The sequence below is a fragment of the Variovorax atrisoli 110B genome, assembly GCF_000382045.1.
Classification (GTDB): domain Bacteria; phylum Pseudomonadota; class Gammaproteobacteria; order Burkholderiales; family Burkholderiaceae_C; genus Variovorax; species Variovorax atrisoli.
In genome coordinates this window covers 19088-42091 of the sequence record NZ_KB907464.1, presented here as the reverse complement: position 1 = coordinate 42091, position 23004 = coordinate 19088, and the positions used below count along the sequence as shown (strand labels likewise).

Annotated in this window: 20 protein-coding genes; 11 read left to right on the top strand and 9 right to left on the bottom strand. The window is 69.1% G+C overall.

Translation table 11 applies throughout. The features are described from left to right. Positions 1-75 precede the first annotated feature (75 nt). The 6 genes from G369_RS0129765 to G369_RS0129740 all read left to right on the top strand — a co-directional run bounded on the left by G369_RS0129765 (position 76) and on the right by G369_RS0129740 (position 6427). Positions 76-1146, top strand: a complete 1071-nt coding sequence (locus tag G369_RS0129765; protein ID WP_019657724.1) for a bifunctional nicotinamide-nucleotide adenylyltransferase/Nudix hydroxylase — start codon at positions 76-78, stop codon at positions 1144-1146. Positions 1147-1210: 64 nt separating this feature from the next. Continuing rightward, positions 1211-2656, top strand: a complete 1446-nt coding sequence (locus G369_RS0129760) for a nicotinate phosphoribosyltransferase (RefSeq protein ID WP_019657723.1) — start codon at positions 1211-1213, stop codon at positions 2654-2656. A gap of 341 nt (positions 2657-2997) precedes the next feature. Then, complete coding sequence (locus tag G369_RS0129755; RefSeq protein ID WP_019657722.1) at positions 2998-4152, top strand: MGDG synthase family glycosyltransferase; 1155 nt, start codon at positions 2998-3000, stop codon at positions 4150-4152. Further along, on the top strand, positions 4149-4646 hold the full coding sequence (locus G369_RS0129750) for a hypothetical protein (protein ID WP_019657721.1): 498 nt from the start codon (positions 4149-4151) through the stop codon (positions 4644-4646). The genes G369_RS0129755 and G369_RS0129750 overlap by 4 nt, the downstream gene beginning before the upstream one ends. Continuing rightward, the gene (locus tag G369_RS0129745) at positions 4643-5218 is read left to right on the top strand and encodes a dual specificity protein phosphatase family protein (protein WP_019657720.1); all 576 of its coding nucleotides are present in this window, start codon (positions 4643-4645) and stop codon (positions 5216-5218) included. The genes G369_RS0129750 and G369_RS0129745 overlap by 4 nt, the downstream gene beginning before the upstream one ends. Before the next feature lie 87 nt (positions 5219-5305). Further along, the gene (locus G369_RS0129740; RefSeq protein ID WP_019657719.1) at positions 5306-6427 is read left to right on the top strand and encodes a zinc-binding dehydrogenase; all 1122 of its coding nucleotides are present in this window, start codon (positions 5306-5308) and stop codon (positions 6425-6427) included. A 125-nt stretch (positions 6428-6552) separates the two neighbouring features. Here the strand turns inward: G369_RS0129740 and kdpE are convergent, their stop codons facing one another. From kdpE to G369_RS39155, 9 genes are all read right to left on the bottom strand, one after another. After that, the gene (gene kdpE, locus G369_RS0129735; RefSeq protein ID WP_019657718.1) at positions 6553-7248 is read right to left on the bottom strand and encodes a two-component system response regulator KdpE; all 696 of its coding nucleotides are present in this window, start codon (positions 7246-7248) and stop codon (positions 6553-6555) included. A gap of 4 nt (positions 7249-7252) precedes the next feature. After that, positions 7253-10009, bottom strand: coding sequence for a DUF4118 domain-containing protein (locus G369_RS0129730; protein ID WP_019657717.1), 2757 nt, complete (start codon positions 10007-10009; stop codon positions 7253-7255). A gap of 12 nt (positions 10010-10021) precedes the next feature. Next, a complete protein-coding gene (locus G369_RS39745; RefSeq protein WP_019657716.1) occupies positions 10022-10156 on the bottom strand; it encodes a hypothetical protein in 135 nt (44 codons plus the stop codon). Continuing rightward, a complete protein-coding gene (locus G369_RS0129720) occupies positions 10146-10460 on the bottom strand; it encodes a hypothetical protein (RefSeq protein WP_244164400.1) in 315 nt (104 codons plus the stop codon). Before G369_RS0129720 ends, G369_RS39745 begins: the two co-directional genes overlap by 11 nt. 67 nt (positions 10461-10527) lie before the next feature. Then, entirely contained in the window at positions 10528-11139 is a 612-nt protein-coding gene (gene kdpC / locus G369_RS0129715) for a potassium-transporting ATPase subunit KdpC (RefSeq protein WP_019657714.1), read from the bottom strand. Positions 11140-11264: 125 nt separating this feature from the next. Further along, positions 11265-13364, bottom strand: coding sequence for a potassium-transporting ATPase subunit KdpB (kdpB, locus tag G369_RS0129710; protein WP_019657713.1), 2100 nt, complete (start codon positions 13362-13364; stop codon positions 11265-11267). A gap of 13 nt (positions 13365-13377) precedes the next feature. Further along, positions 13378-15177: a potassium-transporting ATPase subunit KdpA gene (gene kdpA, locus G369_RS0129705; protein ID WP_019657712.1), complete on the bottom strand. Its 1800-nt coding sequence runs from the start codon at positions 15175-15177 to the stop codon at positions 13378-13380. Position 15178: 1 nt separating this feature from the next. After that, positions 15179-15277, bottom strand: a complete 99-nt coding sequence (gene kdpF, locus G369_RS0129700) for a K(+)-transporting ATPase subunit F (RefSeq protein ID WP_019657711.1) — start codon at positions 15275-15277, stop codon at positions 15179-15181. Further along, positions 15274-15411 carry a hypothetical protein gene (locus tag G369_RS39155; RefSeq protein WP_019657710.1) on the bottom strand — a complete coding sequence of 46 codons (138 nt, stop codon included), beginning with the start codon at positions 15409-15411 and terminating at the stop codon, positions 15274-15276. Before G369_RS39155 ends, kdpF begins: the two co-directional genes overlap by 4 nt. Before the next feature lie 634 nt (positions 15412-16045). On the opposite strand from G369_RS39155, the gene G369_RS0129690 reads away from it, so the two are divergent. The 5 genes from G369_RS0129690 to G369_RS0129670 are packed head-to-tail and all read left to right on the top strand — an operon-like array spanning position 16046 to position 22993. Beyond that, positions 16046-17158, top strand: coding sequence for an efflux RND transporter periplasmic adaptor subunit (locus G369_RS0129690; protein WP_019657709.1), 1113 nt, complete (start codon positions 16046-16048; stop codon positions 17156-17158). Next, the gene (locus tag G369_RS0129685) at positions 17155-20235 is read left to right on the top strand and encodes a MexW/MexI family multidrug efflux RND transporter permease subunit (protein WP_019657708.1); all 3081 of its coding nucleotides are present in this window, start codon (positions 17155-17157) and stop codon (positions 20233-20235) included. The genes G369_RS0129690 and G369_RS0129685 overlap by 4 nt, the downstream gene beginning before the upstream one ends. Beyond that, positions 20232-21671 carry an efflux transporter outer membrane subunit gene (locus G369_RS0129680; protein ID WP_020723353.1) on the top strand — a complete coding sequence of 480 codons (1440 nt, stop codon included), beginning with the start codon at positions 20232-20234 and terminating at the stop codon, positions 21669-21671. Before G369_RS0129685 ends, G369_RS0129680 begins: the two co-directional genes overlap by 4 nt. 34 nt (positions 21672-21705) lie before the next feature. Continuing rightward, a complete protein-coding gene (locus G369_RS0129675; protein ID WP_019657706.1) occupies positions 21706-22374 on the top strand; it encodes a helix-turn-helix transcriptional regulator in 669 nt (222 codons plus the stop codon). A 37-nt stretch (positions 22375-22411) separates the two neighbouring features. Further along, positions 22412-22993 carry a superoxide dismutase gene (locus G369_RS0129670; RefSeq protein WP_019657705.1) on the top strand — a complete coding sequence of 194 codons (582 nt, stop codon included), beginning with the start codon at positions 22412-22414 and terminating at the stop codon, positions 22991-22993. Positions 22994-23004: the final 11 nt, after the last annotated feature.

Genomic DNA, 23004 nt, shown 5'->3' with positions numbered 1-23004 from the left:
TTGATCGGAATGCGGCACCGATGCTATCCTGAACCCAGACGCGAGTTGATCGCGTCCTTTTTGGGGGATTCCCAAGTGAGCACACGCAAGTACCAGTACGCCATCGTCATCGGGCGTTTCCAGCCCGTTCATTTCGGACATCAACGACTCATCGAGGAAGGCCTTCGCGCCGCCGAGCGGGTCATCGTGGTGGTCGGCTCCGACCGGCAGCCGCGCAGCGTCAAGAACCCCTTCACCTTCGACGAACGCGAACGCATGGTGCGCGCCTGCCTTCGCGGCACCGAGCAGATGCGCGTGAGCGTGGTCGGCGTGGGCGACTCGCCCTACAACGACCAGATCTGGATCGCGTCGATCCAGTCGGCGGTCGAGCGGCTCATCGCGCAGGACGGCCATGCGCCGGCCAAGGCCAAGGTGGCGCTCGTGGGGCACCTCAAGGACGCATCGAGCTACTACCTCAAGCTCTTCCCGCACTGGGAGTTCGTCGGCCAGAACAGCGTGGAGAGCCTCAACGCCACCGACGTGCGCAGCCTCTACTTCGACCCCGAGAACCGCGGCCAGCTCGCCCGCGCCGACCTGCCCGACGGCACCGCGGCCTTTCTCGACCAGTTCACCCGCACGGCCGACTACGCCGAGCTCTGCGAGGAGCGCGCCTTCCTCGCCGACTACCGCGACAAGTACCGCTACGCCGGCAGCGAATTCCCGCCGATCTACACCACGGTCGATGCGGTGGTGGTCGAGGCAGGCCACATCCTGCTGGTGCAGCGCAAGTTCCATCCCGGCAAGGGCACCTGGGCGCTGCCCGGCGGCTTCGTCGGCCAGCACGAGCGGCTGCAGGACGCGGCCATCCGCGAGCTGAAGGAAGAAACGCGGCTGAAGGTGCCGGTGCCCGTGCTCAACGGCAGCATGAAGGCCAGCCACGTGTTCGACGCGCCCGATCGCTCGCAGCGCGGCCGCACCATCACGCACGGCTTCTTCTTCGAGCTGGCGCACAACCAGTGGACGGGCCTGTCGGAAGTGCGCGCCGACGACGACGCGGCCGAGGTGCGCTGGGTGCCGATCGCCGAGTTCCTCGACATGCAGGAGCGCATCTACGAAGACCACTTCTTCATCGCGAATCATTTTTTGGGTGGGCTGGGAAAGAACTGAACGTCCCGGCCTTGTCAGCAAGAACGGCCCCGGTTGACGGGGCCAACGTGAAAGGAGCTTTCACATGAACCGCAATCTCAATTCCACGCCCCTGGGCAACAACCTGCTGCTGCGCACCGACTCGTACAAGGTCTCGCACTGGATGCAGTACCCGCCCGGCACGCAGACGGTGTACAGCTACATCGAGTCTCGCGGCGGCATCTTCAGCCACTCGCTCTTCTTCGGGCTGCAGGCCTACCTGCGCGAATACCTGCAGACGCCGGTGACGCGCGACGATGTCGAGGAAGCCGCCGCGCTCATGGCCGTGCACGGCGAGCCCTTCAACCGCGAGGGCTGGCTGCGGCTGATCGAGAAGCACGGCGGGATGATGCCGGTGCGCATACGCGCCGTGCCCGAGGGCAGCGTGACGCCGGTGCACAACGTGCTCGCGACCATCGAGAACACCGACCCCGAGTTCTTCTGGGTCACGAGCTTCCTCGAGACCGAGCTGCTGCGCGCGATCTGGTATCCCACCACGGTGGCCACGCTCTCGGCCGCAGCGCGCACCACGCTGCTGCGCTACCTGGAAGCGACCTGCGACGACCCGCAGGGCCAGATCGCCTTCCGGCTTCACGACTTCGGCGCGCGGGGTGTCTCGAGCCTCGAATCGGCCGCGCTCGGCGGCATGGCGCACCTGGTGAACTTCATGGGCACCGACACGCTGGCCGCGCTGGTGGCGGCGCGCCGCTACTACGACTGCGACGTGGCGGGCTTCTCCATTCCCGCGGCCGAGCACAGCACCATCACCGGCTGGGGCCGCGAGCACGAAGCCGATGCCTACGGCAACATGGTCGACCAGTTCGGCAAGCCCGGCGCGACCTTCGCGGTGGTGAGCGACAGCTACGACATCTTCAATGCCTGCGCGCGCATCTGGGGCGAGGAGCTGAAGGCCAAGGTGGTGGCCTCGGGCGCCACGCTGGTGGTGCGGCCCGACTCTGGCGACCCGGCCGAGACAACGCTGCAGGTTGCACGCATCCTGGCCGACCGCTTCGGCACCACGACCAACGCCAAGGGCTTCCGCGTGCTGAACAACGTGCGCATCATCCAGGGCGACGGCGTGACGCTCGACTCGCTGCGGCTGTGCCTGTCGAACTTCTATCACAACGGTTTCTCGGCGGAGAACATCGCCTTCGGCATGGGCGGCGGGCTGCTGCAGCAGGTCAACCGGGACACCATGCAGTGGGCGATGAAGTGCTCGGCTATGCAGGTGAACGGCGAGTGGCGCGACGTGTACAAGTCGCCCGTGGGGGACATGGGCAAGGCTTCGAAGAAGGGGCGTCTTGCGCTGGTGCGCGGTGCGAACGGCATCGAGAGCACCGTGCGGGAAGAGACGATGGCGGTTGGTCAGGCCGATTTGCTGCAGACGGTGTTCGAGAACGGGCGCATCGTGGAGAGCACCACTTTCGATGCTGTTCGCGAGCGGGCTGCTGCGGGGGTCAATCAGTTCATCACTTCGCGGGCGCCTCTTTAGGCTTTTGGTTCATTCATTCATTCAGGGCGGGTGCACAGGCCACCGGGTACTCCCCTCCGCGAATGTCCCCCGGCCTGCGGCCTCCTCCTTTATTTCGCTGCGGGGAGCACCCGATGCCCTGTGCACAACGAGCGCTGCTCTTGTGCTGGCTGATCAACCAGCACTTTTTCCACGCTCACGCCGATGGGGTGCCTTGCGCAGCGAAATAAAGGAGGAGGGGCGCAGCCCCGGGGGACATTCGCGGAGCAAGGAACCCCGTCGGCGTGAGCGTGCCCCGAACAAGGCCCCAGAAGCACTGCCACAAGGCATCGCCATAATCCGCCGCGCAAACCCCGGATTCCATGACCAAACTCCTGATCCTCAGCGTGAGTGCCGGCAACGGCCACGTGCGTGCAGCACAGGCGATCGCCGCCACCGCGCAATCCCTCGCCCCGCCCTGCACGGCGGTCCACATCGACGCGATGGCCCATGTGGCGGCGGGGTTCCGCAAGGTCTACACCGACTGGTACATCCAGCTCGTGAATCGTGCGCCCGAGCTGTGGTCCTACCTGCACCAGCGCACCGACGTCACGCCGCACCATGCACCCTCGCAGCGCCTGCGCCGCGGCATCGAGCGGCTGAGCACCGGCGCCCTGGTGCGCGAGATCCGCCGCGAGAAGCCCGACGCGGTGATCTGCACCCACTTCCTGCCGGCCGAACTGCTGATGCGAGAGCGCAACCGCGGCCGCATCGACTACCCCGTGTGGCTGCAGATCACCGACTACGACCTGCACAACATGTGGCTGGTGCCGGGCATGACGGGCTACCTCGCGGCGACGGAAGAAGTGGCCTTCCGGCTGCGGGCGCGCGGCATTCCGCCCGAGCGCATCCACGTCACCGGCATCCCGGTGATGCCGGCTTTCTCCGAGCCCGATGCGCCCGCGCTGGCGCGTGAAGCCTGCGCGGCTGGGCTCGGCCTCGATCCTTCGCGGCCGGTGCTGCTGATGGTGTCCGGAGGCGCGGGCGTCGGCGACCTGCCGAGCATGGTCGAGCGCGTGCTCGGCATGGGCGGGCCCGACGGCAAGCCGAACGACTTCCAGGTGATCGCCGTCGCGGGCCGCAATGCGGAGGCGCACGGCAGGCTCGAGGCGCTGGCCAGGCGCCACCCGGGCCGCGTGGCGGCCATCGGCTTCACCAACGAGATGCACCGGATGATGGCCGCGTCCGACCTGGTGGTGACCAAGCCTGGCGGCCTCACGGTGTCGGAGTGCCTCGCGCTGGGCAAGCCGATGCTGCTGATCTCGCCCATTCCGGGGCAGGAAGAACACAACGCCGGCTTCCTGATGGAGGAAGGCGCGGCCTGGCTGGCCTACGACGCCATCGGCCTCGACTACAAGGTGGCGCGCCTCATGGCCGATCCGGCCAAGCTCTCCTCGATGGCCGCGCGCAGCCGAGCGCTGGGCAAGCCGCAGGCTGCGCGATCGGTGCTGCGGCACGTGCTCGGGGCGCCCGCATGAAGCCCGCCGTCGAGAAGACGAGCGTGGCCCGCACGCTCGGTTACCTGGCCTGGGTCATCGTCATGGCCTTCTTCTTCGCCAACGCCGAGATCCAGATCGAAGGCGGTGCCGGCTGGGCCACCTCGCTGCCCACATGGCGCATCGAGAACAGCATCTGGCTCGACCTCTTCTGGGGCGGCCGCGCGATGACGGGCTACCACGCCTGGGTCTTCACCTTCATGGCGCTGGTGTTCTTCTCGCCGCTGGCCTTCAATGGCCGATGGACCTGGCGCGACGTGGGGCTGGCGGCAGCGGGCCTGATCGTGTTCTGGGTCTGCGAGGACTTCACCTGGTTCCTCATCAACCCGGCCTTCGGCTGGGAGCGCTTCAATCCGGTGGATGCGTTCTGGCACAAGCACTGGCTGTGGGGCGCGCCCGTGGACTACTGGGGCGGCCTCGCGGTGGCGGCGATCATCCTGGCGACGCGGCACTGGCCGCGCAAGGGCAGCCGATGAGCAGCAGCAGAAGAAAACGCAGGGAACGCGGGCAGGAGCCCATCGCCGACGCACCGCGCCCCGGCCACTGGGCCGATCCGCTGGACGCGCTGGGCGTGGAGAACCTGCACCGCATCACGCCCACGCTGTACCGCAGCGCGCAGCCGAAGCGCTCGAACCTTGCCGCGCTGCAGTCGCTGGGCATCCGCACGGTGGTGAGCCTGCGTTCGTTCAACGACGACCGCAAGGTGTTCGCGGGCAGCGGCATCCGGCTGGTGCGCGTGCCGATCAACACCTGGTCCATCGACGACGCCAAGGTGCTGCGCGCGCTGCAGGCCATCCGCGCAGCCGAGAGGCAGGGGCCGGTGCTCATCCACTGCATGCACGGCGCCGACCGCACCGGCGTGGTCGCGGCGGTCTACCGCATGGCGCTGCAGGACTGGGACAAGGACATCGCCCGCCAGGAGATGCTGCGCGGCGGCTACGGCTACCACACGCTGTGGCGCAACATCCCGCGCTACATCGAGCGGCTGGACCCGGCCGCCATGAGCGATGCACTCGCCCACGCGCCTGCGGTTCCGGCCGTGTCCTGAAGGCGCCAGCAGGCTGCGCAGGCCACTCCTATACTGGCCGCCCCGTGGCCGAAGGCCATCCGCGAACCTGACCAGAAGGGCTCTTCCATGGCACTCCAAATCCGCTCCCTCATCCGCTCCAGTGGCGAACTCGAACTCTCGCTGCACGACGACCCCATCCCCGAGCCGCAGGCCCACGAAGTGGTGATCCGCGTCGAGGCATCGCCATTGAACCCGTCGGACCTGGGCCTGCTGTTCGGCGCTGCCGACATGAGCACCGCCAAGGCATCCGGCACCGCCGACCGCCCCGTCGTCACCGCCACCGTGCCCGAGCGCGTGCTGCCCGCCATGAAGGCGCGGCTCGACGAGTCGATGCCCGTCGGCAACGAAGGCGCGGGCGTGGTGGTGAAGGCCGGCTCCTCGCCGCAGGCGCAGGCACTGCTCGGCAAGACCGTGGCCGCCATCGGCGGCGCGATGTACTCGCAGTACCGCTGCCTCGCCGCCGCCCAGTGCATGGAGCTGCCGGAAGGCACCACGCCGGCCGAAGGCGCATCGTGCTTCGTCAATCCCCTCACCTCGCTGAGCATGGTCGAGACCATGCGCATGGAAGGCCACAAGGCGCTGGTGCACACCGCCGCCGCGTCCAACCTCGGCCAGATGCTCAACAAGATCTGCCAGAAGGACGGCATCGCCCTCGTCAACATCGTGCGCAAGCAGGACCAGGAAGACCTGCTGCGCAGCCTCGGCGCCAAATACGTGTGCAATTCGAGCTCGCCCACCTTCATCGAAGACCTGACCCAGGCCCTCGCCGAGACCGGCGCCACCCTGGCCTTCGACGCCATCGGCGGCGGCAAGCTCGCCGGCCAGATCCTCGGCTGCATGGAAGCGGCCATCAACCGCACCGCCAAGGAATACAGCCGCTACGGCTCCAACACCCACAAGCAGGTCTACATCTACGGCGGCCTCGACCGCAGCCCGACCGAGGTCGTGCGCAACTTCGGCATGACCTGGGGCATGGGCGGCTGGCTGCTGTTCCCCTTCCTGCAGCGCATTGGCGACGCCGGCACGCAGCGCCTGAAGGCCCGCGTGGTCGCCGAACTGAAGACCACGTTCGCGAGCCACTACACGCGCGAGGTGTCGCTGGTGGAGATGCTGCAGCTCGATGCCATTGGCGTGTATGGCAAGCAGGCGACGGGGGAGAAGTTCCTGCTGAATCCGAACAAGGCTTGATTCGCCTTGCCTGAATAGGCCGCCCGGTACGCAGCACGGCACGCTCGACCCCACGATGCCGGCCGCTTCGCGGCTTCTCTGCGGTGCTCGCGTTTCGCAGGGTCTCGCAGCCGTAGCTGGAAGCCCTAGACGACCAGCCGATACCCCACAGCCGTCTCCGTCAGCAGATGCTTCGGCTGCGCCGGATCGGCCTCCAGCTTCTGCCGCAGGTGCCCCATGTAGATCCGCAGGTAGTGGCTCTGGTCGGTGTACGACGGGCCCCAGACCTCGCGCAGCAGTTGGCGTTGCGTCAGCACGCGACCCGCGTTGGCGACGAGCACCGACAGCAGGCGGTATTCGGTCGGCGTGAGGTGCACCTCGGCGCCGGCGCGGCGCACCAGGCGTGCGGCGCGGTCGAGTTCGATCTCGCCGAAGCGGAAGAGCGCCTCGGGGGCCGCTTCTTCCGTGCTCGCCGTGCGCGGGCGGCGCAGGTTGGCGCGCACGCGGGCCAGCAGTTCGCCTGTGCCGAAGGGCTTGGTGAGGTAGTCGTCGGCACCGGCGTCGAGGGCGGCGATCTTGTCGGCCTCGTCGGTGCGTGCCGAGAGCACGATGATCGGCACCGCCGACCAGCCGCGCACGTCGCGGATCAGCGAGACGCCATCGCCGTCGGGCAGGCCGAGGTCGAGCACGAGCAGGTCGGGCTGTCTCGTGCCGGCGGCCGCCAGGCCGTCGCGCAGGGTGCCGGCCTCGTGCACCGCCCAGCCCTCGGCCTCGAGCGCGCCACGTACGAACCGGCGGATCTGCGGCTCGTCTTCGATCACTATGGCGGTCGGGGAAGGCATGGGTTCAGAGTTGGGCTTCGGCAGGTTCGGGCGGCTCGCGCCGTGGGAGCGTGACCGTGAATTCTGCACCGCCGTCACGCGCATTCTCGGCAGTGATCTCGCCGCCGTGCGCGCTTACCACCGCCTTGCAGATCGCGAGGCCCAGACCCACGCCCGGCGTCGCCGACTCGGCCTCGCCGCGCGTGAACTTGTCGAAGAGCTTCTGCTCGTGGCCCAGCAGCGCGGCCGGCAGGCCGGGGCCATGGTCGCGCACGGTCAGCACCAGCGCGCCGGGTTCGGCCCGCGCGCCGACCACGATCGGCGGCGCGCCGTACTTGGTGGCGTTCTCCAGCAGGTTGACCAGCACGCGCTCGATGAGCACGGCATCGAACTCGACCAGCGGCAGGTCGGGGTCGAGCGCGGTCTGCACCACGGTGCCGCCCAGCGAGGTGCGCGCCGCGCGGATGGCCGAACCCACCACCTCCTCCACCGACTGCCAGTCGCGCCGCAGGTTCACCGTGCCGCCAGCGATGCCGCTTTCGAGCCGCGCCATGTCGAGCAGGTTGCTCACCAGCGCATGCAGCTCGTGCGCCTGCGCGACGATGGCGCGCGCGGCCTCGGCGTGTTCCCCGGGCGGCAGTGTCTGCAGCGACTCGGCCAGGGCGATGAGGGCTGTGAGCGGCGTGCGCACGTCGTGCGAGATGGCGCCGAGCAGTGCGTTGCGCAGGCGCTCCGACTCCATCTCGACCACGGCCTGCTGCGCCACCTCGACGTAGTGCACGCGCTCCAGCGCGATGGCGATCTGCCGCGCCAGCGTGTCGAGCTGCTGCGCCTGTTCGGGTATGAGCAGCCAGCGCGGCTGCGCGGGCGAGAGCGCGAGCACACCGCGCACGCGCATCGGCGCGCGCAGCGGCACGTAGTGCCAGGGCTGGGCCGCGAGCGTGGCGGTGGCGAGGCCGGCGCTCTGGCCGTGGCGGAAGGCCCAGTCGGCCACCTGCGGATCGAAGCCCTGGGGCGCGCCGTCTGGCATCACGAGCTGGTCGGCCGCGTCGGTCACGAGCACCAGCGCATCGCCGCCGAAGTGGCCCCGCACGGCGGCCGTGCCGAGCGCGACCACCTGCGAAGCCTCGAGCGCAGCCGAGAGCTCGCGCGTGAGCTCGAACAGCGATCGCGCGCGCCGCTCGCGGCTGGTCGAGACGCCCGCCGCGAAGCGCAGCCCGGCCGTGAGCTGCCCCACCAGCAGGCCGACGCCGAGCATGATCGCGAAGGTCAGCACGTACTGCACGTCGCTCACCGCGAACGACAGGCGCGGCGGCACGAAGAAATAGTCGAAGGCCGCGACGTTGAGCAAGGCCGCCAGCGCCGAGGGCCCGCGGCCGAAGCGCATCGCCACGCCCACCACGCCGAGCAGGAACAGCATGACGATGTTCGACAGCTCCAGCACGCTGGCCAGCGGCGTGCACAGCAGCGTGAGAGCGATGCTGGTGGCCGCCGCCCATGCGTAGCCGGGCCAGTAGGTGGGCGCCTTCTCGTGGTCGTCGCTGTCGACGCTCCCGCCCTGCAGCGGCGCGCGCGACAGGCGGCGCGAGCTGTCGACGGGCGCGACCTCCATGATGTCGAGCGCCGGCGCACGCTGCGCCAGTGCGCGAGCGAGCGGCATACGCCCGACGGGCCACCAGCGGCGCCAGCTGGTCTCGGGCTGCGATCGCCCCAGCACCAGCGTCGCGCAGTTCAGCCGCCTTGCCTGTTCGGCCAGCTGCTCGGCCACGTCGGAGCCGGTGAGCACGGCCGTGGCCGCGCCCAGTTCTTCGGCGAGCTTGAGCACCGCGAGGATGCGGTCGCGCTCGGCGGCGGCCAGCCGCTGCAGCCGGGGTGTCTCGACATAGACCGCGTGCCAGCGCACGTTGAGCTGCCCGGCCAGCCGAGCCGCCGTGCGCACGGTCTGCGCCGCGCCCTCGTGCGGGCCGACGCACGCGAGGATCGCGCCCGAGGTGTTCCAGGCCTGCAGGCCTGGACCCTTGCCGTTGCCGCCGGCGCCCCCGGGGCCGGACTGCTCCACGCGCCAGCCGCGCACGTCGTCTTCCACATGCTCGGCGGTACGCCGCAGCGCGATCTCGCGCAGCGCGATGAGGTTGCCCTTGCGGAAGAAGTTCTGCGCCGCACGCTCGGCCTGCTGCGGCAGGTAGACCTTGCCGGCCGCCAGCCGCGCGGTGAGCTCGTCGGGCGTGACGTCGACCAGCACCACTTCGTCGGCCTCGTCGAGCACGGTGTCGGGCACGGTCTCGTGCACGCGCACGCCGGTGATGGCGCCGACCGTTCCGTTGAGGCTCTCGAGGTGCTGCACGTTGAGCGCCGACCACACCTCGATGCCGGCGGACAGCAGCTCCTGCACGTCCTGCCAGCGCTTGGCGTGGCGCGAGCCCGGCGCATTGGTGTGAGCCAGCTCGTCGACGAGCAGCACGGCGGGCTTGCGCTCGAGCGCCGTGTCGAGGTCGAACTCGGCCAGCGTGCGGCCGCGGTACGCGATCTCGCGCAGCGGCAGCGCGTCGAGCCCCGCGAGCAGCGCGGCGGTCTCGCTGCGGCCATGGGTCTCGACCACGCCGATCAGCACGTCGCGCCCGGCGGCCCGCTCGCGCTGCGCCGCGCTGAGCATGGCCCACGTCTTGCCGACGCCCGCGCTGGCGCCGAAGTAGATGCGCAGCTTGCCGCGCTGGGCGCGCGCCTCGTCGCTGCGCAGCTGCGCGAGCAGCGCGTCGGGGTCGGGGCGGAGCACTTCGTTCATCGGCGGCAAAGGTTAGCGCATCGGGCCGTCCTTGCGGCGCGAACGCTGGTGGCGCCGCGCGGTGCGCGACAGCACCCACCACGCGAAGCCCAGCGGCACGAAGAGCGCCGCCATGGCCAGCAGCGCCATCAGCAGGTCAGTGACCATGGCGCAGGCCGCAGCGCGCGAGGTGCTCCCGCCAGCTCACGAGTCGGCCGACCTCGCCCGACGGCACGCATTCGATCAACCGGTGCAGCACGTCGGCGTAGCGCGCCAAGGGCAGGCGGATCATCAGACGCACGCAGGGCGCGTCGCTCTCCTGCGAGCTGCAGGCATGCAGCAGCGGCTCGCAGCGCACCACGCCGGCCTCGGGGCAGCCGGCGATGCTGCGGCGCACGCGCAGGGCATCGGCGCAGCAGACCGTGACGTCGAGCACATAGAACGGGCTGTCGTTGCCCTTGCCGGTGTTCATGGAAGCGCGCGTTCTCGGCGCACCGGGGTGTTCTCGATAGGCGGCATAGGCCATGGCTTGTTTCTCCTCAACGCGGTGTCGAAGGACTGAATGAACCGGAGGCGGCGTCGAGCGCGATGTTCAACGCCAGCACATTGACGCGCGGCTCGCCCAGGAAGCCCAGCAGGGGCTGCTGGGTGTTCCCGTCGATCAGCGACTGCACCTGCGCGAGCGGCATGCCGCGCACGCGCGCCACGCGCGCCGCCTGGTACTGAGCGGCGGCCGGGCTGATGTCGGGATCGAGCCCGCTGGCCGATGCGGTGACGAGGTCGACGGGCACCGGCGCCGTGTTGCCCGGATCCGCCGCGCGCAGCGCCTCCACGCGCGTCTTCACCGCATCGGTGAGCGCCGGGTTGAGCGGGCCCTGGTTCGAGCCGCCCGAGGCGCTCGCGTTGTAGGGCTGCGGTGCGGTGGCCGAGGGCCGCCCCCAGAAGTGCTTCGGATCGCTGAAGTTCTGGCCGATGAGCTTCGAGCCCACCGTGGTGCCGTCGATCACGATCAGGCTGCCGGCCGCCTGCGCAGGAAACGCAGCCTTCGCGACGCCGGTGACGGCCATCGGGTAGATCAGGCCGGTGAGCGCGCTCAGCAGCACGAAGAGCACGAGCGCGGGGCGGACGATGCCGCCTTGGTTGTCATTCATGATCGATACCTTTCAGTGATCCAGACATTTCGGGGAACGCCGTGGAGCCGGCTTCGCCGGGCCACCGGTGCTGCCCCTTGGAAAAGGGGTGGGAGAAGCGACACGAAGTGCGCGAAGCCAGGGAGTCATACCAGGCGTACGGCGACCAGCAGCCAGTCGATCAGCTTGATGCCGATGAAGGGCACCAGCAGGCCGCCCAGGCCGTAGATGGCGAGGTTGCGGCGCAGCAGCGCGGCGGCACCCACGGGCCGGTAGCGCACGCCCTTGAGCGCCAGCGGGATGAGGAACACGATCACCAGCGCGTTGAAGATCACCGCGCTCAGGATGGCCGACGACGGGCTCGCCAGCCGCATCACGTTGAGCGCGCCCAGCTGCGGGTAGGTCGAGATGAAGATCGCCGGGATGATGGCGAAGTACTTCGCCACGTCGTTCGCGATCGAGAAGGTGGTTAGCGAGCCGCGCGTCATCAAGAGCGCCTTTCCGGTCTCCACCACTTCCAGCAGCTTGGTCGGGTTGGAGTCGAGGTCGACCATGTTGCCGGCCTCCTTGGCGGCCTGCGTGCCGCTGCCCATGGCCACGGCCACGTCGGCCTGCGCGAGCGCGGGGGCGTCGTTGGTGCCGTCGCCGGTCATGGCCACCAGGCGGCCTTCGGACTGGTACTGGCGGATCAGCGCGAGCTTGTCCTCGGGCGTGGCCTCGGCCAGGAAGTCGTCCACGCCGGCCTCGGCTGCGATGGCTGCCGCGGTGAGCTTGTTGTCACCGGTGATCATCACCGTCTTGATGCCCATGCGGCGCAGCTCGGCGAAGCGCTCCTTGATGTCCGTCTTGACGATGTCCTTGAGCTCGACGATGCCCAGCACGCGGTTGCCCTCGGCCACCGCCAGCGGCGTGCTGCCGCGGCGCGCCGCTTCCTCGGCCGCACGCAGCACTTCGGGAGCGGCCGCGCCGCCGATGGCCTCGACGTGGCGGCGCACCGCATCGACCGCGCCCTTGCGCAGCAGCACGGGGTCGGTGTCCAGGCTGTTGGGCGCGGCCGGCAGGTCGGCGCCGCTCATGCGCGTCTGCGCGGTGAACGCGACGAAGCGGGCGCCCTCCACCGGCGTCGGCTCCAGGCCTTCGCGGCGCGCGAGCTCGACGATGCTGCGGCCCTCGGGCGTCTCGTCGGCGAGCGAGGCGATCATCGCGGCGCGCGCGAGGCGCGCCTTGGTCACGCCCGGCGCGGGCAGGAAGGCGCTGGCCTGGCGGTTGCCGTGGGTGATGGTGCCGGTCTTGTCGAGCAGCAGCACGTCGACGTCGCCGGCGGCTTCGACCGCGCGGCCCGAGGTGGCGATCACGTTGGCCTGCATCATGCGGCTCATGCCGGCCACGCCCACGGCCGACAGCAGGCCGCCGATGGTGGTCGGAATCAGGCACACCAGCAGCGCGACCAGCGCGGTGAGCGACACCACCGTGCCCGCACCCGCGGCCTCCACGCTGAAGATGGAGAACGGCAGCAGCGTGACCGTGACCACCAGGAACACGATCGTCAGTGCCACCAGCAGGATGGTCAGCGCGATCTCGTTGGGCGTCTTCTGGCGCTTGGCGGCCTCGACCATGCCGATCATGCGGTCGAGGAACGACTCGCCCGGGTTCACCGAGATGCGCACCACCAGCCAGTCGGACAGCACGCGGGTGCCGCCGGTCACGGCAGAGAAGTCGCCGCCCGATTCGCGCACCACAGGCGCCGATTCGCCGGTGATGGCGCTCTCGTCGACCGAGGCCACGCCTTCGATCACCTCGCCGTCGAGCGGGATCACGTCGCCGGTTTCCACCAGCACCACGTCGCCCTTGCGCAGGTTGGGCGCCTGCTCAGGGAGCCACTGGGCGCCGTGGTGCGGCTCCTGCAGTTTCTTGGCCCAGGTGTCCTTGCGCAGGCCGCGCAGCGAGGCGGCCTGCGCCTTGCTGCGGCCTTCGGCGAGCGCCTCGGCGAAGTTGGCGAACAGCACGGTGAACCACAGCCAGATGGTCACGGCCAGCACGAAGGCGGGCTTCATGCCGGTGTCGCCCGGAAAGCTCAGCGCATGCACCCAGAGCACCGTCGTGAGGATGCTGCCGATGTAGACGATGAACATCACCGGGTTGCGCCACTGGACGCGCGGATTGAGCTTCGCGAAGGCGGCCCACAGCGCGGGCCTGACCAGCGCCGCATCGAAGAGCGAGAGAGAGGTTTTTGTATTGGCGGTCATGGTGCGCTCCTTCTCATTTCCAGAGCACGAGGTGTTCGACGATGGGGCCCAGGGCCAGCGCCGGTACGTAGTTGAGCAGGCCGACCAGCAGCACGGTGCCGATCAGCAGCGAGACGAACAGCGGACCGTGCGTGGGCAGCGTGCCGCTGGTGACGGGCAGGCGCTTCTTGGCGGCCAGTGCGCCGGCCACGGCCAGCACCGGCACGATCATCGCGAAGCGGCCGAGCCACATGGCGAGCGCGAGCAGGCCGTTGTAGAAGGGCGTGTTGGCCGACAGGCCCGCGAAGGCGCTGCCGTTGTTGTTGGCGGCCGAGGTCAGCGCGTACAGAATCTCGGAGAAGCCGTGCGCGCCGGGGTTGGCGATGCCGGCCTTGCCGGCGTCCGCGATCACCGCCACCGCGGTGCCGGCCAGCACCAGGATCGGCGTGACCAGGATGGCGATGGAGATCAGCTTCATCTCGCGCACCTCGATCTTCTTGCCGAGGTACTCGGGCGTGCGGCCGATCATCAGTCCGGCGATGAACACCGCGAGCATCGCGAAGATCAGCATGCCGTACAGGCCCGAGCCAACGCCGCCGAACACCACCTCGCCGAGCTGCATCAGCACCAGCGGCACCATGCCGCCGATCGGGGTGAGCGAGTCGTGCATGCCGTTGACCGCGCCGCACGAGGCGGCCGTGGTGATGGCGGCGAAGAGCGAGGAGGCGTCGATGCCGAAGCGCACCTCCTTGCCCTCCATGTTGCCGCCGGCCTGCAGCGCGCCGTGCATCTGGTCGACGCCCAGCGGGGTCAGCAGCGGGTTGCCGGCCTGCTCGGCGGGCGTGATGACGATGACTGCGACGACGAACATCACCGTCATCGCCGCGAGCACCGCCCAGCCCTGGCGCATGTCGCCCACCACGTGGCCGAAGGTGAAGCACAGCGCGGCCGGGATCAGGAAGATCGCGATCATCTGCAGCAGGTTCACCAGTGCCGTCGGGTTCTCGTACGGATGCGCCGAGTTGGCGTTGAAGAAGCCGCCGCCGTTGGTGCCCACCATCTTGATGGCTTCCTGCGAGGCGACCGGGCCCATGGCGAGCGTCTGCGTCTTGGTGGTGGCGTCTTCCATCACCGGCTGGCCCTTCTCGTCCTTCAGCGGCTGGCCGTCGGCGCCGTTCCTGGGCTGCTGGAAGGCGGTGGTCTCCAGCGTGCTCACTTCCTTGTAGGCGTCGAAGTTCTGGATCACGCCCTGGCCCGCGAAGACCACGGCCAGCACGAAGGAGATCGGCACCAGCACCCACAGCGTGACGCGCGTGATGTCGGCCCAGAAGTTGCCCACCAGTCCCTTGCCGTCGCCGCGCCGGGCGAAGCCCCGCACCAGCGCGAAGGCCACCGCGATGCCGGTGGCGGCGGAGAAGAAGTTCTGCACCGAGAGCCCCAGCATCTGCGTGAGATAGCTCATGGTCGACTCGCCCGCATAGCCCTGCCAGTTGGTGTTGGAGACGAAGCTCACCGCGGTGTTGAAGGCCGAGTCGGGCGACACGGCCGCCATGCCCGCGGGGTTGAGCGGCAGCCAGGCCTGCAGGCGCTGCAGCGCATAGACGAAGATCGCGCCGATGGCATTGAAGGCCAGCAGCGCGAAGGCATAGCGCAGCCAGTGCATCGACTGCTCGGGCCTGGTGCCCGAGAGCCTGTAGAGCGGCGCCTCCACGCGCTGCATCCAGCGCGGCACGCGCTCGTTGCACAGCGCGGCAAGGAACTTGCCCACCGGCCATGCGAGCAGGCCCAGCAGCACCAGGAAAAGGGCCAGCAGGCCCCAGGCGGAGGAAGTCATTTCAGAATTCCTCCGCGCAGATCAGCGCGAACACCAGGTACGCGAAGAGAACCACGGCGATCAGCGCGCCGAAGCCATAGAGAACTTCGAGGCTGATCACGACGCGGCTCCATCGGCGGCATTCGCCGCCTTGCTCGACGGGTTCTTCGGCGCATCGAGCCTGTCCAGCCCGACCACCATGGCCCCCACCACGGCCCACAGCGCCAGCAAGGCGCCCATCCAGACGATGTCCATGCATCACTCCTGCATACGAGAAAAGATGGGAGTCAGTCTCGGCAGTCGGGCGTCAAAACGGGGGAAAGAGTAATGGGGTGGGCGTAAAGAAAGCGTAAAAACGCCACCTCAGTGCCCGTGAGGTGGCGCCGGGAACGGCCCGAGCATCCTTGTCGGGCCATATTCCCGGCGAGGACACGACACACAAATCGATCAGTACCTGAAGCCAGGTATCGGGACCGGACTGCAGTCCGGCGCATTCACCGGGTTCAGCTGGACAACGGCGCAGTTTCCGCGCCGCCCGGCGCCGGTGGATCACCCACCACGATCACTTTTGCAATGAATCTCCGAGTTGAGGACATCGACTTGTAGAGAGGCCGGCTGCATCGCCTGCCAAGCACCGCAGACAAAGCTCTGCGACGCGACTTACTTCACGCGATGCATTCGGCCGGACAGAAGAGCCCGACTGTCACAACAAGCCGGGCCGGCACGTCTCAGGTCTGCGGCATTTCCCGCTCGACTCCTGGAGACCCAGACATGCACTGCCCTGCGCGAATAGCCCCGGCCTATGACGGCCATTGCGATGCCTTCATCGACAGGCAACGGACACCGACAAATAATCAAAGTACTTTCTTTGATTAATAATGGACGTCGTATGAACAAGCAATCAAGGGCCTGGCTGGGCGCCGGCCTTGCGACACTGGTATTGGGAGGCGCCGGCTTCGGGCTCGCCACGAAGCTGCGGCCCGCGCATGCGGAGGGTGGAGGCGGCATGCCGCCCGCCAAGGTGGCGATCGCCGCCGCGAGGAAGACGGAAGTGGCGCGCTTCCTCGGCGGCATCGGCACGCTGGAGGCGAATCGGCAGGTGGAGGTGCCGGCCGAGGTGGAGGGGCGCATCGCGAAGATCCTCTTCACGCCCGGCGCCGAAGTGCGCGCGGGGCAGGTGCTGGTGCAGCTCAACGATGCGCCCGAGCAGGGCGACCTGGAGCGCCTGACCGCCCAGCGCGCCAACGCGAAGGCACTGCTGGAGCGCACGCGGCGGCTGGTGCCGCAGCAGGCGGCCACGCAGGAGCAGCTCGAGCAGGCGCAGGCGGCCTTCGACCAGGCCGGCGGCGAGCTGCGGCGCGTGCAGGCGCTTCTGGAGCAGAAGCGCATCAGGGCGCCCTTCGACGGGGTGCTCGGCATACGCCGCGTCAACCTCGGCCAGTTCGTGCGCGCGGGCGACGCGCTGGTGTCGCTCACCGACAGCCGCACGCTGTTCGCCAACATCACGCTGCCCGAGACCGCCCTGCCCGTGCTCAAGCGCAACCAGCAAGTGGCGCTTTCGGTCGATGCGTATCCGGGCCGCGTGTTCCAGGGCAGGCTCAGCACCATCGAGCCGCAGATCGGCAGCGACACGCGCACGGTGCGCGTACAGGCCACGCTCGACAACGCCGACGGCGCGCTCGCGCCGGGCATGTTCGTGAACGGCCGGGTCGCGCTGCCGGCGCGCACCGACGCCATCACCGTGCCCGAGACGGCCATCACCTACAGCACGCACGGCGACTCGGTGTTCATCGTGGTTCCCGCCGAGAAAGGCGGCGGCTTCTCGGCGCAGCAGGTCTTCGTGAAGGCCGGCGAGCGGCAGGACGGGCTGGTGGTGATCGAGAAGGGCCTCTCGCCCGGCGACAGGGTCGTCACCTCGGGCCAGCTGCGCCTGTACACCGGCGCGGCCGTCGCGCCCAGCGACAAGGACACGCTGTCGCTCGCCCAGGAATCGAAGCCATGAAATTCACCGACCTCTTCGTGCGCCGGCCCGTGCTGGCGCTGGTGGTGAGCACGCTCATCCTGCTGCTGGGCGCGCGCGCCCTGGGCGACCTGCCGGTGCGCCAATACCCGCTGACCGAGAGCACCACGCTCACGATCACCACGCAGTACCCCGGCGCCTCGCCGGAGCTGATGCAGGGCTTCGTCACGCAGCCGATCGCGCAGGCGGTGGCGACCATCGAGAACGTCGACTACCTCTCGTCGTCCTCCACGCTGGGCCGCAGCGTGATCAGCGTGCGCATGAAGCTCAACGCCGACGCCAACCAGGCGCTCACGCAGGCGATGGCGCAGGTCAGCCAGGTGAAGTACCGGCTGCCGGCCGAGGCCTTCGACCCGGTGATCCTGAAGTCGTCGGGCGAGGCCACTGCCGTGGCCTATGTGGGCTTCTCCAGCAGGACGATGCCGATGCCCGCGCTCACCGACTACCTCTCGCGCGTGGTGCAGCCGCAGTTCGCCTCCATCACGGGCGTGTCGGGCGTGGAAGTGTCGGGCGGGCAGACGCTGGCGATGCGCGTGTGGCTCGACCCCAACCGCATGGCCGCGCGCGGCATCTCGGCCGGCGAGCTGGCCGACGCGCTGCGCCAGAACAACGTGCAGGCCGCGCCCGGGCAGGTGAAGGGCCTGTACGTGGTGTCGAACATCCGCGTGAACACCGACCTGGTGAACGTGGCCGAATTCCGAGACATGGTCGTCAAGCGCGAGGGCGATGCCATCGTGCGCCTGGGCGACGTGGCCACCGTGGAGCTCGGGGCGGCCAGCGCGGACAGCAGCGCGACCATGGACGGCGTGCCCGCCATCTACCTCGGCCTGCAGGCCGCGCCCAACGGCAACCCGCTGGTGATCGTGAAGCGCATCCGCGAACTGCTGCCCGGCATCAAGCAGAACCTGCCGCCGGGCGTGGAAGTGCAGCTGCCCTTCGAGCTCGCGCGCTTCATCGAGGCTTCCATCGACGAGGTGCGCCACACGCTGCTCGAAGCCATCGCCATCGTGGTGATCGTGATCTTCCTGTGCCTGGGTTCGGTGCGCGCGGTGCTGATTCCGGTGGTGACCATTCCGCTGTCGATGCTGGGCGCCGCCGCGCTGATGCTGCTGTTCGGCTTCAGCATCAACCTGCTGACGCTGCTGGCGATGGTGCTGGCGATCGGGCTGGTGGTGGACGACGCCATCGTGGTGGTCGAGAACGTGCACCGGCATATCGAGGAGGGCAAGTCGCGGGTGCAGGCCGCATTGATCGGCGCGCGCGAGGTGGCCGGCCCTGTGATCGCCATGACGCTCACGCTGGCAGCGGTGTACGCGCCCATCGGCCTCATGGGCGGACTCACGGGTTCGCTCTTCAAGGAATTCGCCTTCACGCTCGCGGGCGCGGTGGTGGTGTCGGGCGTGATCGCGCTCACGCTGTCGCCGGTGATGAGTTCCTTCCTGCTGCCGCAGGATGCCACGGGCAGCCGCATGGCACGCGCCGCGGAGAGCTTCTTCCATCGTCTCGCCACGGCCTACGGCAAGCTGCTCGACGTGTCGCTGCACCATCGCTGGGCCACCGGCATCTTCGCGGCGCTGGTGCTCGCGAGCCTGCCCTTCCTCTACAACGCGGCGCAACGCGAGCTGGCCCCGGGCGAAGACCAGGCCATGGTGCTCACGGCCATCAAGTCGCCGCAGCACGCGAACATCGACTACGTCGAGACGTTCGGCAGGAAGTGGGACGAGGTGTTCGCCGCGCTGCCCGAGAACACCGGCCGCTGGCTCATCAACGGCTCCGACGGCGTCTCCAACAGCATCGGCGGCGTGCAGCTGTCCGACTGGAAGGACCGCAAGCGCAATGCCGACCAGATCCAGGCCGACACGCAGGGCCGCATGAACGAGGTGGAGGGCAGCAGCGTCTTCGCGTTCCAGCTGCCCTCGCTGCCGGGCTCGACCGGCGGGCTGCCGGTGCAGATGGTGATCCGCAGCGCGGGCGACCACCGCACCGTGTTCGAGGCCATGGAGGCGCTGAAGAAGTCGGCGCGCGACAGCGGCAAGTTCATCGTGGTCGACAGCGACCTGGAGTTCAACAACCCCACGGTCGAGATCCGCGTGGACCGCGCCAAGGCCAACAGCATGGGCGTGACGATGAAGTCCATCGGCGACACGCTCGCGGTGCTGGTGGGCGAGAACTACGTCAACCGCTTCGGCATGGACGGCCGCTCGTACGACGTGATCCCGCAGTCGCCGCGCGAGCAGCGGCTGACGGCCGAGGCGCTCTCGCGCTACTTCGTGAAGAGCGCGAGCGGCCAGCCGGTGCCGCTGGCCAACCTGGTGCAGCTGTCGACCAGCGTCGGGCCCAACAAGCTCACGCAGTTCAACCAGCTCAACGCGGCCACGTTCCAGGCCATTCCGGCACCGGGCGTGACCATGGGCGATGCGGTGGCCTTCCTGAGCGACGAGGCGAAGAAGCTGCCGGCCGGCTTCAGCTACGACTGGCAGTCGGACGCGCGGCAGTTCACGCAGGAAGGCTCGGCGCTGGTGATGGCCTTCGTGTTCGCCATCGTCGTCATCTACCTGGTGCTGGCGGCGCAGTACGAGAGCCTGCGCGACCCGCTGATCATCCTGATCAGCGTGCCGATGTCGATCTGCGGCGCGCTGGTGCCGCTGGCGCTGGGCTTCGGCACCATCAACATCTACACGCAGATCGGGCTGGTGACGCTGATCGGGCTCATCAGCAAGCACGGCATCCTGATGGTGGAGTTCGCCAACGAGATCCAGATGCGCAAGGGCCTCGACCGGCGCTCGTCCATCGAGGAGTCCGCGCGCATCCGGCTGCGCCCGATCCTGATGACCACCGCCGCGATGGTGGTGGGCCTGGTGCCGCTGCTCTTCGCGAGCGGGGCCGGCGCCAACAGCCGCTTCAGCATCGGGCTTGTGATCGTGGTCGGCATGCTGGTGGGAACGCTGTTCACGCTGTTCGTGCTGCCCACCATGTACACGCTGCTGGCGCGCGACCACCGCGCCGAAGGCCGCTCGCAGCGCGCGGCCGAACTCGAGGCGCTGGCCGAAGGAGCATGACCATGAACCGACTCTTTTCACGTGCGGCTCCCTTCGCCTTGAGCCTGCTGGCGCTCGCGGGCTGCGCGGTCGGGCCCGACTACAAGCGCCCGGCGGATGCGCCGGTGGCCATCCGTGCGCCCGAGCGCTCGCTATTCGCGAACGACGCGGTGCAGCGCGACTGGTGGCGCCAGCTCGACGATCCGCAGCTCGATGCGCTGGTCGACCGCGCGCTGGTGGAGAACCACGACATCCGCATCGCACAGGCCCGGCTGCTCGAAGCACGCGCCGTGCAGACCGAAGCCGAGCTCGACCGGCTGCCCGTCGTCACCGCGAGCGCGAGCAAGACGCGCAGCATCGCGCAGGGCAACAGCGGCACGCAGCCCGACGTGCGTTCGCTCTCGCAGAGCAGCCGCGCGGGCTTCGACGCCTCGTGGGAGATCGACCTGTTCGGCCGCCTCAAGCGCCTGGACGAGGCCGCCACCGCGCGCGCCGAGGCCAGCGCGGCCGATCTCGAGCAGGTGCGCATCGTCGCGGTGGCCGAACTGGCCCGCAACTACTTCGAGATGCGCGGCGCCGAGCAGCGCATCGCCGTGACGCGCCGCACACTCGAAAGCCTGCGCCAGAGCCTGCGCGTGACCGAGGCGCAGGTGCGCACCGGCCGCGGCCTCGAAGGCGACCTTGCGAGCGCGCAGGCCAACCTCGCGGCCACCGAGAGCCAGCTGCCCGCGCTGGAGACCACGCGCCGCCAGGCGGCCTACCGCGTCGCGGTGCTGGCCGGCCTGCGTCCCGGCGAACTCGAGCCCATGCTGCAGCCGCGCCAGCTGCGCGTGCTCGACAGGCGCCTGCCCGTCGGCGACCTGGCCGATCTGCTGCGCCGCCGGCCCGACGTGCTGCGCGCCGAGCGCGGCCTCGCGGCGAGCACGGCCGACGTGGGCGCGGTCACGGCCGAGCTGTATCCGCGCTTCGACATCGGCGGCTTCCTCGGCTTCGTCGCGCTGCGGGGTTCGGACCTCGGCAGCTCGTCGAGCCGCGCCTTCAGCGTGACGCCGGGCGCGAGCTGGCCGGCCCTTCGGCTGGGCTCGGTGAAGGCCCGCGTGCGCGGCGCCGAAGCCCGCGCCGAGGGCGACCGGGCGCTCTACGAGCAGACGGTGCTGCGCGCCATCGAGGACGTGGAAGGCGCCCTCGCCGGCTACGGCCAGAACCAGCTGCGCCTGCAGCGGCTGGTGGAGGCCTCGGCCCGCAGCAGCCGCGCCGCCGAACTGGCCGAGGTGCGCTACCGCGAAGGCGCCGCGCCCTACCTCAGCGTGCTCGATGCCCAGCGCAGCCTGCTGCGCGCGCAGGAGGCCGTGGCCGAGGCCGAGACCGCCTCGTACACCAGCCTCGTCGCGCTCTACAAGGCACTGGGCGGGGGCTGGCAAGCACCTGCCGGGGCAGGGGGCGTGCCAACCACCTGACAATGGCACTGTTTTCCCCACGCCCCTAGCCGCCATGTCCTCCCCCGACGCCAGGCCCACCTGGATGCCGCACCAGCCGGCAGACCGCATCCTCTCGACGCTCAAGACGCGCGGCGCGCTCGGCATTCCCGACATTGCCAAGGTGCTGAACGTCACGGTGGAGGCGGTGCGCCAGCAGATGGCCAAGCTGGAGGCCGAGGGGCTGGTCGACTCCGAAAGCCGCTCCAGCGGCCGGGGCCGGCCCACGCAGATCTGGCGCCTCACCGGGGAAGGCCACAAGCGCTTTCCCGACACGCACGCCGAGATGACGGTGCAGATGATCAGCGCCGTCATCAGCGTGTTCGGGCAGAAGGGCATGGACCAGCTCATCGGCGCGCGCGAGGCCGCCATGCGCGCGAGCTACACCGAGGCCATGCGCGGCGCGCGCAGCCTGAAGACGCGGCTGGAGCGGCTGGCCGAGATCCGCAGCCGCGAGGGCTACATGGCCGAGTTCCGGCCCGACGAGGAAGGCAGCGGCTTTCTCTTCATCGAGAACCACTGCCCCATCTGCACCGCGGCGCAGGCCTGCACGGGCTTCTGCCGCAGCGAGCTGCAGCTGTTCGACGAGGTGCTGGGCCCCGACGTGAGCGTCAGCCGCGTCGAACACGTGCTGGCGGGCGCACGGCGCTGCGCCTACCGGGTCGAACCCAGGGCGAATGCCTGACCCTTCTTTCTTTTTCAACCACCACGAGGAAACCACGATGGAACACAAGCTCCCACCCCTGCCCTACGCGCTCGACGCACTGGCCCCCGAGTACTCGCAGGAGACCCTCGAGTACCACTACGGCAAGCACCACAACGCCTACGTGGTGAACCTCAACAACCTGCAGAAGGGCACCGAATTCGAGTCGATGACGCTCGAGGAGATCGTCAAGAAGTCCAGCGGCGGCATCTACAACAACGCCGCGCAGATCTGGAACCACACCTTCTTCTGGAACTGCATGAAGCCGCAAGGCGGTGGTGCTCCCACCGGCGCGCTGGCCAAGGCCATCGAAGCCAAGTGGGGCAGCTACGACGCCTTCAAGGAAGCTTTCGTGAAGTCGGCCGTGGGCAACTTCGGCTCGGGCTGGACCTGGCTGGTGAAGAAGGCCGACGGTTCGGTGGACATCGTGAACACGGGCGCAGCCGGCACGCCGCTGACGACTGCAGACACCGCGCTGCTGACGGTGGACGTCTGGGAGCACGCCTACTACATCGACTACCGCAACCTGCGTCCGAAGTTCGTCGAGACCTTCCTGGCCAAGCTGGTCAACTGGGACTTCGCCGCCAAGAACTTCGGCTGATCGACCGTCGA

Bases quoted from the DNA above. Each gene is read 5' to 3' on its own strand.
- G369_RS0129760 (WP_019657723.1), top strand. From the start codon at position 1,211: ATGAACCGCAATCTCAATTCCACGCCCCTGGGCAACAACCTGCTGCTG.
- G369_RS0129685 (WP_019657708.1), top strand. From the start codon at position 17,155: ATGAAATTCACCGACCTCTTCGTGCGCCGGCCCGTGCTGGCGCTGGTG.
- G369_RS0129670 (WP_019657705.1), top strand. From the start codon at position 22,412: ATGGAACACAAGCTCCCACCCCTGCCCTACGCGCTCGACGCACTGGCC.
- G369_RS0129740 (WP_019657719.1), top strand. From the start codon at position 5,306: ATGGCACTCCAAATCCGCTCCCTCATCCGCTCCAGTGGCGAACTCGAA.
- G369_RS0129730 (WP_019657717.1), bottom strand. From the start codon at position 10,009: ATGAACGAAGTGCTCCGCCCCGACCCCGACGCGCTGCTCGCGCAGCTG.
- kdpA (WP_019657712.1), bottom strand. From the start codon at position 15,177: ATGACTTCCTCCGCCTGGGGCCTGCTGGCCCTTTTCCTGGTGCTGCTG.
- G369_RS0129675 (WP_019657706.1), top strand. From the start codon at position 21,706: ATGTCCTCCCCCGACGCCAGGCCCACCTGGATGCCGCACCAGCCGGCA.
- G369_RS0129755 (WP_019657722.1), top strand. From the start codon at position 2,998: ATGACCAAACTCCTGATCCTCAGCGTGAGTGCCGGCAACGGCCACGTG.
- G369_RS39745 (WP_019657716.1), bottom strand. From the start codon at position 10,156: ATGGTCACTGACCTGCTGATGGCGCTGCTGGCCATGGCGGCGCTCTTC.
- G369_RS0129680 (WP_020723353.1), top strand. From the start codon at position 20,232: ATGACCATGAACCGACTCTTTTCACGTGCGGCTCCCTTCGCCTTGAGC.
- G369_RS0129690 (WP_019657709.1), top strand. From the start codon at position 16,046: ATGAACAAGCAATCAAGGGCCTGGCTGGGCGCCGGCCTTGCGACACTG.
- G369_RS39155 (WP_019657710.1), bottom strand. From the start codon at position 15,411: ATGGACATCGTCTGGATGGGCGCCTTGCTGGCGCTGTGGGCCGTGGTG.
- kdpC (WP_019657714.1), bottom strand. From the start codon at position 11,139: ATGAATGACAACCAAGGCGGCATCGTCCGCCCCGCGCTCGTGCTCTTC.
- G369_RS0129720 (WP_244164400.1), bottom strand. From the start codon at position 10,460: ATGAACACCGGCAAGGGCAACGACAGCCCGTTCTATGTGCTCGACGTC.
- G369_RS0129745 (WP_019657720.1), top strand. From the start codon at position 4,643: ATGAGCAGCAGCAGAAGAAAACGCAGGGAACGCGGGCAGGAGCCCATC.
- kdpE (WP_019657718.1), bottom strand. From the start codon at position 7,248: ATGCCTTCCCCGACCGCCATAGTGATCGAAGACGAGCCGCAGATCCGC.
- G369_RS0129750 (WP_019657721.1), top strand. From the start codon at position 4,149: ATGAAGCCCGCCGTCGAGAAGACGAGCGTGGCCCGCACGCTCGGTTAC.
- kdpB (WP_019657713.1), bottom strand. From the start codon at position 13,364: ATGACCGCCAATACAAAAACCTCTCTCTCGCTCTTCGATGCGGCGCTG.